Annotated in this window: 15 protein-coding genes; 11 read left to right on the top strand and 4 right to left on the bottom strand. The window is 43.3% G+C overall.

What is annotated here, in order from left to right; translation table 11 throughout:
• Nucleotides 1-6: 6 nt before the first annotated feature.
• The 3 genes from KVT11_RS05245 to KVT11_RS05235 are packed head-to-tail and all read left to right on the top strand — an operon-like array spanning nt 7 to nt 4,280.
• Nucleotides 7-789: an enoyl-CoA hydratase gene (locus tag KVT11_RS05245; RefSeq protein ID WP_017359521.1), complete on the top strand. Its 783-nt coding sequence runs from the start codon at nt 7-9 to the stop codon at nt 787-789.
• Nucleotides 790-807: 18 nt separating this feature from the next.
• Nucleotides 808-2,331, top strand: a complete 1,524-nt coding sequence (locus KVT11_RS05240) for an acyl-CoA carboxylase subunit beta (protein WP_017359522.1) — start codon at nt 808-810, stop codon at nt 2,329-2,331.
• Between the two features lie 14 nt (nt 2,332-2,345).
• Nucleotides 2,346-4,280, top strand: coding sequence for an AMP-binding protein (locus KVT11_RS05235; RefSeq protein WP_206116225.1), 1,935 nt, complete (start codon nt 2,346-2,348; stop codon nt 4,278-4,280).
• A 27-nt stretch (nt 4,281-4,307) separates the two neighbouring features.
• On the opposite strand, the gene cysI is transcribed toward KVT11_RS05235, so the two are convergent.
• The 3 genes from cysI to KVT11_RS05220 form a co-directional block, all read right to left on the bottom strand.
• Nucleotides 4,308-6,026, bottom strand: coding sequence for an assimilatory sulfite reductase (NADPH) hemoprotein subunit (gene cysI / locus KVT11_RS05230; RefSeq protein ID WP_017359524.1), 1,719 nt, complete (start codon nt 6,024-6,026; stop codon nt 4,308-4,310).
• Nucleotides 6,027-6,059: 33 nt separating this feature from the next.
• Complete coding sequence (locus KVT11_RS05225) at nt 6,060-7,871, bottom strand: assimilatory sulfite reductase (NADPH) flavoprotein subunit (protein WP_017359525.1); 1,812 nt, start codon at nt 7,869-7,871, stop codon at nt 6,060-6,062.
• Nucleotides 7,872-8,084: 213 nt separating this feature from the next.
• Nucleotides 8,085-9,512: an aldehyde dehydrogenase family protein gene (locus KVT11_RS05220; RefSeq protein WP_017359526.1), complete on the bottom strand. Its 1,428-nt coding sequence runs from the start codon at nt 9,510-9,512 to the stop codon at nt 8,085-8,087.
• Between the two features lie 212 nt (nt 9,513-9,724).
• Between KVT11_RS05220 and KVT11_RS05215 the strand changes: the two genes are divergently transcribed.
• Genes KVT11_RS05215 through KVT11_RS05205 form a run of 3 tightly spaced genes read left to right on the top strand, consistent with a single transcriptional unit; the run spans nt 9,725 to nt 11,357 of the window.
• Nucleotides 9,725-10,150 carry a DMT family transporter gene (locus KVT11_RS05215; RefSeq protein ID WP_008343684.1) on the top strand — a complete coding sequence of 142 codons (426 nt, stop codon included), beginning with the start codon at nt 9,725-9,727 and terminating at the stop codon, nt 10,148-10,150.
• Between the two features lie 13 nt (nt 10,151-10,163).
• The gene (locus KVT11_RS05210; RefSeq protein ID WP_017359527.1) at nt 10,164-10,850 is read left to right on the top strand and encodes a Crp/Fnr family transcriptional regulator; all 687 of its coding nucleotides are present in this window, start codon (nt 10,164-10,166) and stop codon (nt 10,848-10,850) included.
• A 21-nt stretch (nt 10,851-10,871) separates the two neighbouring features.
• Nucleotides 10,872-11,357, top strand: coding sequence for a DMT family transporter (locus KVT11_RS05205; RefSeq protein ID WP_017359528.1), 486 nt, complete (start codon nt 10,872-10,874; stop codon nt 11,355-11,357).
• 12 nt (nt 11,358-11,369) lie between these two features.
• Here the strand turns inward: KVT11_RS05205 and KVT11_RS05200 are convergent, their stop codons facing one another.
• The gene (locus KVT11_RS05200; RefSeq protein ID WP_017359529.1) at nt 11,370-12,776 is read right to left on the bottom strand and encodes a phospholipase D-like domain-containing protein; all 1,407 of its coding nucleotides are present in this window, start codon (nt 12,774-12,776) and stop codon (nt 11,370-11,372) included.
• Between the two features lie 160 nt (nt 12,777-12,936).
• Between KVT11_RS05200 and KVT11_RS05195 the strand changes: the two genes are divergently transcribed.
• From KVT11_RS05195 to KVT11_RS05175, 5 genes are all read left to right on the top strand, one after another.
• On the top strand, nt 12,937-13,713 hold the full coding sequence (locus tag KVT11_RS05195) for a MurR/RpiR family transcriptional regulator (RefSeq protein WP_007499235.1): 777 nt from the start codon (nt 12,937-12,939) through the stop codon (nt 13,711-13,713).
• Nucleotides 13,714-13,843: 130 nt separating this feature from the next.
• Entirely contained in the window at nt 13,844-14,758 is a 915-nt protein-coding gene (gene pfkB / locus KVT11_RS05190; RefSeq protein WP_017359530.1) for a 1-phosphofructokinase, read from the top strand.
• A gap of 12 nt (nt 14,759-14,770) precedes the next feature.
• On the top strand, nt 14,771-16,186 hold the full coding sequence (locus KVT11_RS05185) for a PTS fructose transporter subunit IIC (protein WP_017359531.1): 1,416 nt from the start codon (nt 14,771-14,773) through the stop codon (nt 16,184-16,186).
• A 15-nt stretch (nt 16,187-16,201) separates the two neighbouring features.
• Nucleotides 16,202-16,660, top strand: coding sequence for a PTS sugar transporter subunit IIA (locus KVT11_RS05180; protein WP_017359532.1), 459 nt, complete (start codon nt 16,202-16,204; stop codon nt 16,658-16,660).
• A 2-nt stretch (nt 16,661-16,662) separates the two neighbouring features.
• Nucleotides 16,663-17,532: a class II fructose-bisphosphate aldolase gene (locus tag KVT11_RS05175; RefSeq protein WP_017359533.1), complete on the top strand. Its 870-nt coding sequence runs from the start codon at nt 16,663-16,665 to the stop codon at nt 17,530-17,532.
• The last annotated feature ends 24 nt before the right edge of the window (nt 17,533-17,556 follow it).

Genomic DNA, 17,556 nt, shown 5'->3' with positions numbered 1-17,556 from the left:
AATCACATGACTTCATTGGTCCATTTTTCAATACAAGATGATCACATTGGCATCATGACCTTAAACAGACCAGCACAAGCCAATGCTCTATCAGCTGCTATGCTAGAGGAAATCAATCAAACGATTCAAGAAATCAAACATGATGAAAACATCCGCTGTTTGCTCATGACAGGAGCTGGCGCTAAAGTTTTTTGCGCAGGAGCAGACTTAAAAGAACGGCGATTGATGACAGAACAAGAAGCCAAAGAAGCCGTTCTGACCATTCAGCAAACCTTTACAGACATTGAATCTTTGCCTGTTCCTGTCATTGCCGTGATAAACGGACACGCACTTGGCGGAGGTCTTGAGCTCGCGCTCGCCTGTGATCTCCGCATCGCAAGAGCGGGTGCAGCGCTCGGCCTGCCGGAAACAGGACTAGCTATCCTGCCGGGAGCAGGGGGCACACAAAGACTTCCGCGCCTGATCGGACCCGGGAAAGCGAAAGAAATGATCTTCACAGGCACTTCTTTACGAGCAGAAGAAGCCGTTCAAATCGGACTGATTGAACGTATCTCTACAGCCGATTCACTGATGAATGATGCCATCACACTCGCAAAACAAATCACCAAAAATGCACCGATCGCTTTAAAAGAAGCAAAACAAGCCATTCAATCCAGCCTTGATCACGATTTACAAACAGGTCTGACGAAAGAATACGAAGCTTATCTGCGGCTTATTCATACAGAAGATCGACTAGAAGGTCTCAAGGCTTTTCAAGAAAAACGAACGCCTCATTACAGAGGCAAATAGCAAGAAAGGGGAATGGTCATGATCGAAGAATATGAATTAAAAAAACAACGAATTGAAAAGGGCGGGGCAGAACGCTACCATCAAAAAAACAAAGAAAAAGGAAAATTATTTGTCCGTGATCGCCTCCATTTGTTATTAGATGAGGATTCTTTCATTGAAGATGCCATGTTTGCAGAGTGCAAAGATGAACATTTACCAGCAGATGGTGTCGTCACAGGAACCGGGCGTATGAATGGGCAGACTGTTTGCGTCATGGCAAACGACTCTACGGTTAAAGCAGGATCGTGGGGCGTCAAAACAGTAGAAAAAATCATTCGAATTCAAGAAACGGCCAAGAAACTCAATTGTCCTATGCTGTATCTAGTCGATTCTGCGGGTGCAAGAATCACTGATCAAATCGCCATGTTTCCAGGCAGAAGAGGAGCAGGGCGCATTTTTTATAACCAAGTCAAGCTGTCTGGGCGTATCCCACAAATTTGTTTACTCTTCGGTCCATCTGCAGCCGGTGGTGCGTATATCCCTGCTTTTTGTGACATTGTCGTCATGGTCGAAGGAAATGCCTCTATGTATTTAGGCTCGCCGCGAATGGCTGAAATGGTGATCGGTGAAAAAGTATCACTTGAGGAAATGGGCGGTGCGAAAATGCATTGCAGCATTTCTGGATGCGGAGATATATTAGCGGAAACAGAGGAAGAGGCCATTCAAATTGCACGTGATTATTTAACCTATATGCCTGCCAACTATACAGAAAAACCAAAAATGACAGCAGCAAAAGCACCTAAACCATCTGAAATTACCATCCAAGACTTAATCCCTAAAGGCCAGAATACCCCATTTGATATGTATCAACTCATCGATTTACTGATTGATGAAGGGTCATTTTTTGAAATCAAAAAGCTGTTTGCCGCAGAGTTAATCACCGGCTTTGGCAGAATGAACGGTCAGCCTATCGGTCTCATTGCCAATCAGCCAAGGGTCAAAGGCGGCGTATTATTCCACGACTCAGCTGATAAAGCCGCCAAGTTTATTCAGCTCTGTGATGCCTTTCATATCCCGCTGCTCTTTCTTGCGGACATACCAGGATTTATGATTGGAACAAAAGTGGAACAAGCCGGCATTATTCGTCATGGGGCAAAAATGATCTCCGCTATGTCAGAGGCGACCGTTCCGAAAATATCCGTCATCGTCCGTAAAGCATACGGAGCAGGACTATATGCAATGGCAGGCCCTGCTTTTGAGCCAGACTGCTGTCTCGCTCTTCCATCGGCGCAAATCGCTGTGATGGGTCCAGAAGCCGCTGTAAATGCCGTCTATGCAAATAAAATTGCAGAACTCCCGCCCGAAGAGAGGGCTTCATTTATACAAGAGAAACGGAAGGAATACCAGGAAGATATGAATATCTATGAGCTTGCCTCTGAAATGATTGTCGATGGCGTCATCCCATTTGACCGTCTCAGAACGGAACTTTGTCATAGATTAGTAGCCTATTCATCGAAAGACATGACATTTACGAAACGAAAACATCCGGTCTATCCGGTCTAAAGGGGGCAGTCCTCATGATCAACCTGAAACCAGAATGGATACCGGAAGAAAAGCAGAGCCAAAAAACACGTTTGCATCAGTGGATGAAATCTCTTGGTTTTTCTACGTATGACTCATTCTATCAAGCCAGTATTGCACGCACAGACTGGTTTTGGAGAGAAGCGGAAAAGGCGGTTGGAATTCAGTGGAAAAAACCATATGAAGCGGCATTAGGTCACCACTCATTGATGTGGCCGAAATGGTATCAGGGCGGCACACTAAACATCACCGAAACGGCTGTGGACAAATGGGCAGAAAAAGAAGAGACGAAGCATCAGCCCGCCATCATTTGGAGCAATGAAGCCGGTGAAGAAAAGAAATGGTCATTTCTCGAACTTCAAGAGAAAGTGAGCCGTCTTGCAGCTGGCTTTTTGAAAGAAGGACTTCAAAAAGGGGATGTAGCCATCATCTATATGCCAATGCTTCCAGAAACGGTCGCCGTCATGCTTGCCTTTGCAAAGATTGGTGTGATTTTCAGCCCAGTCTTCTCAGGCTATGGAAGCGAGCCACTCACTGTACGCATACGTGCGTCAGGCGCATCCATAGTCGTCACAGCGAATAAAATGATGCGGCGAGGGAAAACGATCAACATGCGGGAATGTGTGGCTGATGCCATCAACAAAACCACAACTGTGCAAAAAGTGATTGTGCACACTTCCTCTCATACCGGATATCAGGGCGATGTCCTGCTGAATGATTTGTTACAAGAACAGCCGATCACCGGCGCGACCTATGTCACAAATGAAGACCCGCTGATGATCTTGTATACGTCAGGCACAACCGGCACACCAAAGGGAGCCGTTCATACACACGCAGGCTTTCCGATAAAGGCAGCTTTTGATGCCGGGCTATGTATGGATGTGGCAAAAGGAGACCGGTTGTTTTGGCTGACTGATATGGGCTGGATGATGGGGCCATTCCTCGTCTTTGGCGGCTTGATCAATGGCGCTGCCATCGTTTTATATGACGGCGCTCCCGATTATCCAGATGAGCAGCAGCTCTGGTCATTCATCCACGAGAAGAAAGTCACTCATTTTGGACTTTCCCCTACATTTGTTCGTTCTGCGATGCAGCAATCGATTGATGGGGTCGAGTTACCGCATGTCAAAGCCATTATTTCTACTGGGGAGCCGTGGAATGAAGCTCCGTGGCAATGGTTATTTCACACCATTGGTCAAAAGAACATTCCCATCTTAAATTATTCAGGAGGAACCGAGGTTTCTGGTGGCATTGTAGGCAGTACGCTGCTTCGACCCATCAAACCGATTCTCTTTAATGCGGCGATCTTAGGAATGGCGGCAGATGTATACAATGAAGCTGGGCAAAGCGTGATGAATGAGGTAGGGGAGCTTGTGGTGAAAAAGCCATGGGTCGGCATGACATGTGGTTTTTGGAACGAACCGGAGCGTTATGAAGATACGTATTTCAAACGATTTGATGATGTATGGACACATGGAGATTGGGTCATGCAAACAGAGGACGGAGAATTCCACATCACCGGCAGATCGGATGATGTCATTAATACAGCAGGGAAACGTATCGGGCCAGCTGAAATTGAATCCATCCTTACATGGCATCCTGCCGTGCATGAAGCCGCTGTGATTGGGGTAAAGGATGAGGTGAAAGGGGAGGCGCTCGTCTGTTTCATCGTGACCAGTCCTCATGCTTTTGAAGAAGCAACCCTTATCCAAGAGCTTTCAGCCCATGTTGGTTCACATGCTGGAAAAGCGCTCACACCAAAAGAAGTTCATCTCATTTCAGCTTTACCGAAAACAAGGAATGGAAAAATTGTACGACGTTTACTTAAAGGGGCGTATGAAGAGAAGCCTTCACCCGATCTATCTTCATTAGACAATCCAGATGTATATAAGAGTCTGACCGAATACTTGAATAAGAGACAGAAAAAATAAAAAAGACAGGATAATTCCTGTCTCTTTTTATTGCACATGAAAATTCGTTCCATCTGTTGTCTCTTTCACAATCCCTGCACGAATGACAAAATCGCCGAAATGTTCATGTTCTTCTCGTTCTTTTGCGTAGCGGGGGAGAATAGAGCCAAGTTCTTTTAGAATGTCTTCCTCACCCACATTTTCACGGTATAATTTACTTAATCTGCTGCCATCAAATGCGGCACCAAGATACATATTATACTTACCAGGTGATTTTCCGATAAATCCAATCTCTCCAAGCGCATGACGAGCACAACCATTTGGACAACCAGTCATTCGAATGGTGATTTCTTTATCACTTAATCCGTTTTCTTCAACGATGTCTTCGATTTTATCAATCAATCGTGGAAGGTAGCGCTCTGCTTCAGCCATCGCTAAACCGCAAGTTGGCAAAGATACACAAGCCATTGAGCTGCGGCGCAGGGCGGAATGCTGCTGGCCGTCTGATAAACCAAACTTCTGAATGAGCTGTTCGATTTGTTTCTTTTTATGAGTTGTCACATTCCCAATGATTAAATTCTGATTGGCGGTTAGACGGAAGTCACCTGTATGAACTTTGGCGATTTCGCGGATGCCTGTCATCAGCGGATAATCATTATAATCTGTGATGCGTCCGCCTTCTACAAACATCGTATAATGCCATCTGCCATTAATGCCTTTTACCCAGCCATAACGGTCACCGTTATGATCAAAGTGATAGTCCTTTGCCTCTAAAAGAGTAAACCCAAGACGGCGCTCAAGTTCTTCTTTTACATTCTCAAGACCAAGGCGGTCCACCGTATATTTAAAGCGGGCATTTTTTCGCACGGAACGGTTTCCGTAGTCACGTTGAATGGTGATGACTTGTTTGGCAATTTCTACGACTTGTTCAGGTGTACAAAAACCGATGACCTTTGCAAGCTGCGGATAAGTCGCTGTATCACCATGCGTCATACCCATTCCGCCGCCAATTGCGACATTAAAACCGACCAGTTGATCGTTTTCGATAATGGCAATAAAGCCTAAATCCTGCGAAAAGACATCAATATCGTTAGCAGGAGGGACCGCCACACCAATTTTGAATTTCCTTGGCAAATAAAGCGGACCATACATCGGTTCAACTTCCTTATCTGGCGTTGCCGCAACCTTTTCCTCATCAAGCCAAATTTCGTGATAAGCTCTTGTTTGCGGGAGCAGGTCATCACTTAATTTTTTCGCCAGCTCGTATACATCATGGTGCACTTCTGATTGATAGGGGTTTGAAGTACACATGACATTCCGGTTCACGTCGCCGCAAGCAGCAATTGTATCAAGCATAGTAGAATGAATGTCTTGAATGGTCTTTTTCATGTTCCATTTTAAAATACCGTGAAGCTGAAAGGTTTCACGAGTAGTCAGCTTTAACGTACCGTTTCCGTATTTGTGAGCAAGCTCATCCATCACAAGCCACTGCTTAGATGTGGCGATTCCGCCAGGCAGACGGACACGCAGCATAAATTGATAGGCAGGCTCAAGCTTTTGTTTTTGTCGTTCATTTCTCAGATCACGATCGTCTTGTAAGTAGCTGCCGTGATGCTTCATCAGACGGTTGTCATCATCCGGAATTCCCGCTGAAATCGGATCAAGCATCACTTCTTTTAACGTACCCCGTAAATAATCACTTTTTTCTTTGATTTCCTCTACGTCGCTCGGAGGTCCATCCGGCGCTGTTAATGCTGTCTTCACCATGTAAGTAAAAGCTCCTTTCTTTCAAGCATCAAATCAATAAACGTCACGCTGATAGCGTTTTTGCTGCTGTAAGTTGGCAAGATAGCTTTCTGCTTTTTCTTTGCTCATCGCACCTTCTTCTTGAATGATGGATAGAAGGGTATTGTGAACATCATGCGCCATATGCTTTTCATCTCCGCAAATATACACGTAAGCACCTTGCTCAAGCCATTCAAATAATTCTTTGCTTTGTTTCTTCATTTGGTGCTGGACATATACTTTTTCCTCAGTATCTCTTGAAAAAGCCACGTCCATTTTCGTTAAGACGCCGTCCTTTAACCACTTTTGCCATTCCGTTTGGTATAAGAAATCCGTCACAAAATGCTGATCACCGAAGAATAACCATGACTTTCCGTTTGCACCCAGTTCCTCACGCTCCTGCATAAATGAACGGAAAGGGGCGATGCCTGTGCCTGGTCCTACCATAATGATCGGTGCATCTGGATCTTGAGGAAGCTTAAAGTTTTGGTTGTGCTGAATATAAACAGGTAACGTATCACCTGGCTGCAGGCGCTCTGCACATAGAATCGAACAGACACCTTGGCGTTCTCTGCCGTGCGCATCATATCTGACAGCCCCTATCGTCAAATGAACCTCTTCGTCATTTGCTTTGAGACTGCTTGCAATGGAATAAAGGCGTGCAGGGATTTTTCTTAAAATGGACGTGAAATCTGCGGCGGTTCCTTCAAAAGGACCGAAATCACGAGCCGCATCTACTAAGTCCCGGCCTGCGATATATTCTTTCAGTTTTTCTTCGTTTCCTTCTTCTAAAAGGGCATGCAAGGCTTCGCTTTTTGTCAGTTCAGCGATCTTTTGAAGAAGTGGTTTTGTTAAAACCGTGATCTCAAAATGCGAGGTGAGTGCGTCTTTTAAAGGAAGAGTGTCTCCATTTTTATGAACGGTGACGGATTCTTCTGCATTCCACCCGCATGTTTGAATCAGTTCGTCGACAAGCGCAGGATCATTTGTCGGATAAATGCCAAGGCTGTCACCTGGCTCATACACGAGGCCTGATCCTTCAAGAGAAAGCTCTAAGTGACGTGTTTCTTTATTAGATCCACGCCCATTTAAGTTGATATTTTCAAGAACTTCAGCATAAAAAGGATTCGTTCTTGAATATTCAGAAACGGCCGTACTGTTGGCTCCCGCTGATTCTTGCGGCAGTGAGACAGCTTCACCTTCACTCAAAGAAGAGGCAACACCTTGAAGCCATTCTGAAAACGGCTCATCATAATCAAGGTCACAGTCCACTCGGTCAAACAGGCGAGTACCGCCAAGCTCTTGGAAGCGTTCATCAAATTCTTTTCCTGTCTGACAGAAGAATTCGTATGAGCTGTCACCTAATGAAAGGACAGAAAAGCTTAAATGATCGAGCTTTGGCGCACGTCTGCCGTGAACATATTCATGGAACGAAAGGGCATTATCCGGCGGATCTCCTTCGCCATGTGTGCTGACAATGACCAGTAAATTGTTTATTTTTTTCAGATTATTCGGTTTAAAATCGGACATAGAAGAGAGCGTCACTTGAAAGCCTTTCTCTTCAAGATGCTGGGCTGTCTTTTTTGCTAACCCTTCGGAATTGCCTGTTTGCGACCCATAAAGCACGGTCACATCTTTGCTCACAGGCTGTACAGGTGCTGCGGCAGAAGGCGCCGGAGTGACAGCTTCTGAGCCGGCAAGCGCTGCCTGCGCTGATAAATAACCAGTAAGCCAAATTTTTTGCTGATCTGTTAAAGTCGGAAGCAGCTGATTGAGTAACTCTGCCTGCTCCTGGCTAAACGGACTGTTCAATACATGAAGTTGCAACAATATCCACCTCACAAGGAATATAAACATAGATTAATTCGATAGGAATTATATATATAGGTTCAATTTGAACTTTACCGAAAGTTTGCCATTAAGTAAAATATATAATATTGATTGTCATGATTAAGATTTCTAATGACAAAACACGGATGAATAGGGGAGAGGGCACAAAAAAAGGAAAACGGATCACCGTTTTCCTCTTTTTCGCCTGCCTTACGCCGTTGGAAGTCCCATCACAGCTTTCACTTCTAAATATTCTTCGATACCGAAGTCTCCCCATTCTCTTCCGATACCAGACTGCTTAAAACCGCCAAATGGGGCAAAGTAATCTGTTTCAGCATTGTTAATGGTGATTTGACCGGCACGAATATGTTCAGCGACAAATTTTAATGTTTTTTCATCTTGACCAACAACATACCCGGCAAGACCATACACTGTATCGTTGGCGATCTCAAGGGCATGATCGAGGTCTTGATACGTGATCACACTCATGACTGGCCCAAAGATTTCTTCTTGCGCAATGGTCATATCATTTTTCACATTGGTGAAAATGGTATGCTTGGCGAAATATCCTTTATCGATTCCGTCTGGCTTTCCAGTTCCCCCAGCAAGAAGGGTAGCACCTTCTTCGATTCCTTTTTCAATATAAGATTGCACCGTATCCCATTGCTTTTTAGAAACAAGCGGGCCAGTAGCGTGATCTTCTCTCGGATCACCAACTGTAAACTTCGGCAGGGCGTTCAGCAGCGCTTTTTCAAACTTGCCTTTCATTGATTCTGGGATCAGCACACGTGTAGCTGCAGAACACACTTGACCTGTATTCATCGCAATATGATGAATGGCTGTTTCTGCTGCTTCGTCCACATCTGCATCGTCTAAGACGATAAGAGGGGATTTTCCGCCAAGCTCAAGTGCTACTTTCTTCACATTGTCCGCTGCGTTTTCCATAATTTTAGAGCCGACGGCACCTGATCCTGTAAATGAAACGAAGTCAATATCAGGATGTGAGCTAATGCCGTCACCAATCACGTCACCCGTTCCGTTTACTAAGTTGAAGACTCCTTTCGGTACATCTGCTTCATCAATAATTTCTGCAAGAATCATCGCAGCAAAAGGGGTAATTTCCGCTGGTTTTAAGACAACTGGTGAGCCTGCCGCAATGGCACCCGCAATTTTAAGAGATGTCTGATTCGTTGGGAAGTTCCACGGTGTAATCAATCCGCTGACACCAATCGCCTCTTTTATAATCGTATGTCCACCACGATCTTCGGTAAATGTATAAGATTTCAGTGCTTCTGCTGCTTTAGAAAAATGTTCATAACCCATTTTGTAATGAACTTCTTCGGACACTTTCAGCGGTGCACCAAGCTCTTTTGTCATCACTTCTACAAGTTCATCCTTGCGTTTTTCGTACCCGCGCACAATGTTTTCCAGCATTTCTACTCGTTCATTTCGAGATGTTTTTGAGAAAGAAGGGAAGGCGGCTCGGGCTGCTTTGACTGCCTTATCTAAATCTTCTTTCGTTCCTAAACTAATGGTGCCAATGACTTCCTCTGTCGCAGGGTTAATGACCTCCGTCGTTTCGTTTCCTGTTGATGCGACCCATTCTCCATTAATAAAGTGTTTCTCTTGATTTCTCATTCTGACATGTCTCCTTTTTATATGTGATGCAATCCAATATTCTGTTTTCAGCTGATATAAAACTGTACCCACTGTGAAAAATCTAAAACGGAGAAACTGTAAAAGGGAAAGTTTCTGATATAATACGCAAAGTGGGACATATGTCCTTTTCAACATGAGGGCATCTATCATTTAATGGAACTAGACTGAAAAAAGAAGGAGCTTTTGAACGAATGAAAGGTGTTATTTTCGCATTATTAGGAGGCGCTTGTATTACACTGCAAGGCGTAGCCAACGCCAGAATTAGTCAAGATATCGGGACGTGGCAGGCAGCAACGATCACGCAGCTGACAGGGTTTATCATCTCTCTCGTCATTTTACTCATCGTACGGGATGGCCACTTTAAGGAATACAAAAAAGTGCAGCCTCTTTATTTAATTGGAGGTGCATTTGCAGCCATTATTATCTTTAATGAGGTCACTGCCATTCAAATCATTGGGGTGACACTCACCATCGCTGCTTTACTTATCGCACAGCTTGCGTTTACCTTTGCCATCGATGCAAAAGGATGGTTTGGTGTTCAGAAGAAAAAAATGAAATGGCCCCATTATGCAGGCATCTTTTTAATGATTGCAGGCGTCATCATCTTAAAACTATAAAGGAGGGCATCAGATGGAGGAGCTGCATGATGAATCTCTTTTTTCCTCTTATATGAAGATGCATCAGTTACAGAATGTCTTTCATCAAAAACTCATCTCACATGTGAGCTTGTGGCGTTATCAGCAAGGTGAGCTGATTTGTTCAAAAGGGGATGAAAGGGAGTATATGTACTTGCTGGTGAAAGGAAAATTAAAGATTTTCACCACCACAAAGGAAGGAAAAACGTTTATTCTTTGCTTTAAAAACCCTCTTGAAGCGATTGGAGATATTGAATACGTTCAGCAGACAGATATGGTCAATACAGTTGAAGCCGTTACAGAAGTACATATGCTCAGGATTTCTCATCAAGCCCTCATGCGGCATGCAAAGGACGATCCACGAGTTTTAGCCTTTTTGCTCAAGGGCATCACAAACAAATTTTATACAAAATCAAATGATTTAAGCTTCCACCTTTTATACCCTGTAGAGGTCAGGCTTGCAAGCTATTTATTGTCTGTTTTAACAGGTGATGATGACGCGCACGCACGCACGCTTCGCCTCACGGATGCAGCGAGCTTAATTGGAACAAGCTACCGCCATATTAATCGGGTCATTCAGCAGTTCCAAGAAAAAGGGCTGATTGAAAGGCGAAGAGGAAAGATTACGATTTGTGATCAAAAAGGGCTTTTAGAAATAGCAGAACACAACATTTATGAATAGAAGAAACGAAGGGACTTATATATGATCATAGGAATAATATTAGCTGTCACTGCTGGGGCACTTGTCAGCTTACAAACCATTTTTAATAGTAAAGTCAATGAGCATACAGGCTCTTGGTCAACAACGACGCTAGTTCTAGGAATGGGCTTTATCGCTTCACTTTTGATGGGTCTTTTGTTAGAAGGAACCGGCATGTTTCAATTAAGGCATATGGAAGCCTGGTACTGGATAAGCGGAGCCATCGGGGTAGGCGTTGTCATCTGTCTTGTTCAGAGCATCAAACGTCTCGGTCCCACTTATGGAATCTCGATTGTTCTCACCTCCCAGCTAGGTTGTGCGCTTCTATTTGATTCGCTTGGCTGGCTTGGGTTAGAAAAAGTAACATTTTCTTTTACAAAATTATTAGGTGTACTTGTCATTGTGGCAGGAATCCTCGTATTTAAGTTAACCAAGTTTGAACCAGTAGAAGAGGAGCAGTCAAAAGAAAAAGGGCTGCCACAAAAGTAGCTGCCCTTTTATTTAAATCAACCGCCGCCATAAAACCGTTATGGTAGATAAACCAGTTAAAAGGAGCCTTTTCATGAAAGGCTTTTTTTTCTGTCCATAGTCGCTTGCTTTATATTCTGTTCGATCTTTCGCTACGAGAACACTATAAGCGATTTTTCGTTCGATTGCTTCCGTAAGAGATAACGCAAATGGTGCACTATCAATCACCAAAATCGATTCAGTATTTAAAAAGCTGGATCTTGCATCTAGATTATATGTTCCAATAATACTTAAGTTATCATCAATGACCATTGATTTGGCGTGAATTGAATACGGACCTTGATATTCATACAAATGAACACCCGTTTTCATGAGTTCCTTTTTCGTGCTTAAATATCCTGCAAATGCTAAAGGGTTTGGTGTCGCTGTAAGAGAATTCGTCACGATCGTCGTTTGAATATCATTTGGTAATGGCGTGAGTCCGTCTTTCATTGGCCGTGTCGGTATGACATAAGGCGTCTGGATCAGAACCGAACGCTTTGACCGCTGTGCGAGATCGTTTAACTTTTTCAAGACGAGCGGACGTTTATTTAAGCGTTCCACTGGATTTGTGAAAAATGCAATCTGCTTTGCACGAATGGCGTCTTTTGCCCAATCATATGTGGACGTGACAAAGGGTTCTTTTGTACGAATGGCTTCCTGATAAGATCGAAGTAGCTGTTTTCTTAGCTTTTTTCCTTTTTTCGCTTTTGCTTTGGAAAATACATCTTTCGTTCTTTTCGTAAAATCATGATTCCACAAATAAACGAAATACTGCTCCATTTCATCTAATACTTTTCCTTTTTTGGCGTTGTACAGCAGCACATCTCGGTCATATGCAAAGTCTTTCGGCGGCTGATCTGCAAAGTATTTATCACCAATATTTCTGCCGCCCATGACAGCGACCCTGCCATCTGCCAAAAGAAGCTTATCGTGAAGGCGGTTATGCCACGTCCATGGCTTGAACAAACGAAAAGGCTCATAAAAACGAATGGCCATATTCGGGTGATTCGCCACAGCATAACGCAAATGCTTCAGCGGTCCACGCAGGCTATGGCAAATGCCATCTAACAACAGCTGAACTTTTACTCCTCGATCAGCTGCTTCCATTAAAGCACCAAGCACCCATTCGGCGGTTTTTCCTTTTTGAATGGAATAATAACTCAAACGAATGTTCTTTTTAGCCTCTCGAATCATTTGAACTCTCACTTGACCCGATTCAAACCCGTCATCAAGCAGCATGACTTGATTTATGCCTTGGTCGTCTCCTGAGATGGAAGAAGCTTTATAGATGCAATGTTCTTTACATGTTTTTTGAAACGGTAAATAAAACAAGACAAATGCGGTCAAAAATACATACACCACATATAAAAAGATCAGAAAAAACAAGAATTGAAGCACAGTGATCAACTCCTTTCACACAAACCGTTCTTTTTCTTAGCTTATGTTAAAAACAAAATTTCACTCATCCAGCTTTCTAATAAAAAATACAGGATAAAAGAATCATCTTGTTTTCATAGGGCATTTAATTATAGTATGAAATGAGTAAGGGGGAATCGCATTGAATGAACCATTATTTAATATACCAAGTGATGTGTATCAAACGTTAAGTGAAACAGAACGTTATTTACTGCATTATATTCACCAGCATTTAGAGGATATCTCCACCTTATCCATCGTCACATTAAGTGAAAGAGCCAACGTGTCGACGGCGACCATTGTCAGACTGATGAAGAAAATCGGATACAACGGCTATACATCCTTTAAATATCGATTGAAACAAGAAAAGAAAATGACAGATGATAGTGATCAACTAAAAAATATTGACGAAGACATCAAACTAGCCATTCGAAAAAATGAAGAAGAGGTCTTAAAGACGATTCAACTGCAAAGTATTGGGCAAATTGAGGATGCAGTTCAAAAGATCCATGATGCGGACAAAATTTATATTTTTGGCAGAGGCTTTTCAGAGATGATCGCCAAAGAGATGACCATCAAATTGCAGCTCATCGGAAAAACATGTGAAGTTCATGACGACCCGAATATCATTCGGCTCAAATCGCGTGACATTGATAAAAACGAACTTGCCATCTTTGTTTCATTAAATGGAGAAACGTCAGAACTAGTGGAAGCCTGCCAAAACCTCAGTATGAAGCAGGTCACGACCATTACGGTCACAACGAGAATCGATTCTACATTAAGTAAAATATCAGATATGACACTCGTCGGATATAAAGGGGAACAATCATTCTTCCCAGATTATGAAGTCAGGTCCCGCCTGTCGCTTCATGTCATTGCCCGCATTTTACTAGACGCCTATGTGATTCGGATGAAATAAACACTCAAAAAGCCTTCCACACTTTATGATGGGAGGCTTTTTACCGTGAAAACCTTTACACAATCTGAAAACATTTTCACTGAATCGTATGAGATACTTTCTTTAGAGAAAAGAAAGAAGGTGAAACCAATTGATTTATACCTGCACCTTAAATCCTGCTATTGACCTATATATTGCATTAAAAGAAATGCGGGCAGATACAGTCAACCGCACGGAAGATGAGGATTATCAGCCAAATGGAAAAGGTGTTAATGTCTCCATTATGCTAAAGAAATATGGCTTCACCAGCACTGCATTAGGATTTATTGCTGGGTTTTCAGGTTCATATATTGAACAATCGTTAAAAGATCTTTCCATTCAAACCGATTTTATCCCAGTGGATGGGATTACACGCATTAATGTATTTATTAACACAACAGAAGAATACAAGCTTGTGAATCAAGGACCTGCTATTGAGGCAAAAGCGCTTAATGCCTTTCGCGAAAAAATCTCGACCATTCCAAAAGGCAGCATCTTCATTATGTCAGGCAGTCTGCCTAAAGGCGTTCCTGCTAGCATTTTCTCAGAGATAGCCGCTATTTGTCATCAAAACAACGTGAAATTTATATTAGACACAAGCTCTAAAGCGGTTTTAGAGACTCTTCAGTACAAACCATATTTACTAAAACCAAATGAAGAAGAAATGGCCGCATTTTTTGGAAAAACTCACCGTTTATCAGAAACAGAACTCATTGAATCAGGACAAAAGCTGATCGAGATGGGTGCAGAGCAAGTACTCATTTCCCGAGGAGGGGAAGGAGCACTATTCCTTACAAACGAAGCCGTATTAAAAGGAAATGCACCAATAGGAACGGTCGTAAATACGGCTTGTTCTGGTGATGCCATGCTCGCTGCATTCCTAAGTAAACAGCTGGAAGGACAACCTCATGAAGTATGCTTACGCTACGGCATAGCAACAGGGGCATCTACCGCCTTTTCAAAAGGGTTAAGTGATTTACATGACATTGATTCATTAATTGAGCAAATACACATTCAGAACATATAAGGGGGAGTTCACATGAGCCGCAAGAAAATTGTCGCTGCCACTGGCTGTCCAACAGGCATTGCGCACACATTTATGGCAGCTGAGGCATTAAAAATCGCAGCTGAGCAATTAGGGGTCGACATCAAAGTTGAAACGCATGGTCAAGTAGGGATTGAAAACGCTTTAACGGATCAAGACATTTTGGAGGCCGATGGGGTCATTGTCGCTGCTGACAAAGATGTGAATACAGATCGTTTTCACGGCAAACCACTGATTGAAGTGCCTGTAGCGAAGGGTATCCGCACGCCAAATGAACTGATTCAAGGCATTATCAATGGAGAAGCACCCGTTCATCAAGTGAAAGGAAGAGCTTCTGGAACAGAAAAACCATCTACGTCTTCATCCGCTCAACAAAAGTCAGCGAATAAGTGGATACACACCATCTATAAGCATTTAATGAACGGTGTATCACACATGCTTCCATTTGTTGTTGGGGGCGGTGTCTTAATCGCTTTATCTTTTCTATTCGGTATTTACTCAGCTGATCCTCAGCATGAAACGTATCATCCGTTTGCTGCCTACTTGAAAAACATTGGCGGACTCGGCTTTAGCTTAATGGTGCCTATTTTAGCAGCATTTATCGCTGATTCAATCGCGAAACGCCCAGGAATGGTTGTCGGATTTATCGGTGGCTTGCTTGCAAACGATGGAGGCGCTGGATTCTTAGGTGGTATTATCGCAGGTTTTGCAGCAGGGTATATCATCGTACTTCTTCAATTCCTGCTTCAAAAATTACCAGCAGCACTTGACGGATTAAAATCAATTTTCATCTATCCTGTTATCGGTATTTTCTTAATTGGGGCTGTCATGACCCCGCTATTAGTTCCCATCACAGGGCTAAATCATTCATTAATGGATTTTCTCTCATCAGTTCAATCCACAAATCCATTGCTTTTAGGTTTAATTGTTGGAGCCATGTGTGGATTTGATATGGGAGGACCTTTTAACAAAGCAGCCTATGTCACAGGAACGGCTTTACTCGCAGAAGGTAACCTTTACTTCATGGCAGGGGTGTCAGCAGCATGCATCACACCGCCGCTTATCATTGCGATTGCCACAACGATTTTCCGAAAACATTTTACACCACAAGAACGAAATGCTGGGATGATCAACTATATTCTCGGAGCGACTCATATTACCGAAGGAGCCATTCCATTTGCAGCCAAAAACCCAGTCGTTGTCCTGCCAATTATCATGTTTGGCTCGGCCATCTCTGCCATTTTGACCTATCTGTTTGGTGTACAGGTTCCTGCTCCGCATGGTGGATTCCTTGTCCTTCCAGTCGTCACAGGCGCATTTCAGTGGGTGCTTTCCATACTCATCGGCTCACTTGTAGGTGCGATTCTATACGGACTTTACCGCAAGAAAATAGACAAACCCGCAGTTTAATAGGGAGGAAGAGAAATGATGGAACATATTTATATGAATCTACATGAAACAGCTTCTTCACAGGCTGGCGTTTTCGCAGCCATAGCTGACATTGCCTCTGAAGCAGGTATTTGTACATCTCCTGAGGCAGTCAAAAAAGGACTAGCTGAAAGAGAAGCTCTTAGTACAACCGGCTTTCAAGATGGATTTGCCATTCCGCATACACAGTCAGACGCCATTCAAGTACCGGCACTCGTCATCGTCCGTACAGAAACCGGAATCGAATGGGACGCTTTTGATGGGAAGCCTTGCTTTTTCTTCTTATCCTTGCTCATTCCAAAAAGTGAAGCAGGAACCACTCACTTACAAGCACTTTCTGCTCTTTCACGCGGATTAATGGATGAAATGAAACGGCAAAAACTGCTCGAAACAAGAACAAATGAAGAAATGCTCGCTGTATTAAAAACAGATATTTTGACGAGAGAGGATGTTTGACCATGCCTTTACTTTCCACAACACCTATGCTTGAAGCAGCAAAAAAAGAAAAATACGGAATTGTCGCATTCAATGTACATTCCTTTGATAGTATTTACTGGGTACTCGAAACGGCAGCTGAATTAAAATCACCTGTCATTTTGCAAACAACGGTTGGCACGGTCCAATCGCTTGGCGCAAAAGCCATTGCAGATACAGTAAAGGCGGCAGCGGATCAATACCAAATCCCAATCGGCCTTCATCTCGATCATTGCACTGATTTTGATGTGATTCTTACTTGTATACGAGCAGGATATACATCTGTGATGATCGATGCTTCCATGCATTCATATGAAGAAAATGTACGCCGCACAAAAGAAGTGGTGGACCTTGCCTTAAAAGTAGGAGTGAATGTGGAAGCCGAGTTAGGCAAGGTAGGCGGGGTAGAAGATGATATTGTCGTGGATGAAAAAGATGCTGAAAAAGCCATTCCATCTGAATGCCGTCAATTTGTAGAAGAAACTAGTGTACCTACTTTAGCACCTGCGATCGGCACGGCCCACGGCATCTATAAAGGGGTGCCGGATATCGACTTTGACCGCATTGAACAAATTGCAGCGCTTGTCGATGTGCCGCTTGTCCTTCATGGTGGTTCAGCTGTACCAGATGAAGATGTCAAAAGATGTGTCGCACTCGGTATGGCAAAGGTCAATGTGTCCACTGAACTGAAAAATGCATACTCTGAAGCGATTCGTGATCATTTCTCAAACGAACCTGAAAGCTTAGATCCGCGTATGTATTTACAAAAAGCAAAACAAGCAGCCAAAGACATGGTCACATCTAAAATAAAGATCGTTGGCAGTGAAGGAAAAGCCCAACTTTTATATCAATAAGATGAAAAAAAGCAGAGCCACATC

Origin of the sequence: Bacillus sp. GbtcB10 (assembly GCF_019091365.1) — a bacterium.
GTDB lineage: Bacteria > Bacillota > Bacilli > Bacillales > Bacillaceae > Bacillus > Bacillus altitudinis.
This window is presented reverse-complemented; position numbering and strand designations above follow the sequence as displayed.

What these genes read in the sequence shown, in the direction of transcription:
- KVT11_RS05220 (WP_017359526.1), bottom strand. Translation starts at nt 9,512, where the DNA reads ATGAGAAATCAAGAGAAACACTTTATTAATGGAGAATGGGTCGCATCA.
- KVT11_RS05245 (WP_017359521.1), top strand. Translation starts at nt 7, where the DNA reads ATGACTTCATTGGTCCATTTTTCAATACAAGATGATCACATTGGCATC.
- KVT11_RS05235 (WP_206116225.1), top strand. Translation starts at nt 2,346, where the DNA reads ATGATCAACCTGAAACCAGAATGGATACCGGAAGAAAAGCAGAGCCAA.
- KVT11_RS05180 (WP_017359532.1), top strand. Translation starts at nt 16,202, where the DNA reads ATGATGGAACATATTTATATGAATCTACATGAAACAGCTTCTTCACAG.
- KVT11_RS05210 (WP_017359527.1), top strand. Translation starts at nt 10,164, where the DNA reads ATGGAGGAGCTGCATGATGAATCTCTTTTTTCCTCTTATATGAAGATG.
- KVT11_RS05205 (WP_017359528.1), top strand. Translation starts at nt 10,872, where the DNA reads ATGATCATAGGAATAATATTAGCTGTCACTGCTGGGGCACTTGTCAGC.
- cysI (WP_017359524.1), bottom strand. Translation starts at nt 6,026, where the DNA reads ATGGTGAAGACAGCATTAACAGCGCCGGATGGACCTCCGAGCGACGTA.
- KVT11_RS05185 (WP_017359531.1), top strand. Translation starts at nt 14,771, where the DNA reads ATGAGCCGCAAGAAAATTGTCGCTGCCACTGGCTGTCCAACAGGCATT.
- KVT11_RS05175 (WP_017359533.1), top strand. Translation starts at nt 16,663, where the DNA reads ATGCCTTTACTTTCCACAACACCTATGCTTGAAGCAGCAAAAAAAGAA.
- KVT11_RS05215 (WP_008343684.1), top strand. Translation starts at nt 9,725, where the DNA reads ATGAAAGGTGTTATTTTCGCATTATTAGGAGGCGCTTGTATTACACTG.
- KVT11_RS05240 (WP_017359522.1), top strand. Translation starts at nt 808, where the DNA reads ATGATCGAAGAATATGAATTAAAAAAACAACGAATTGAAAAGGGCGGG.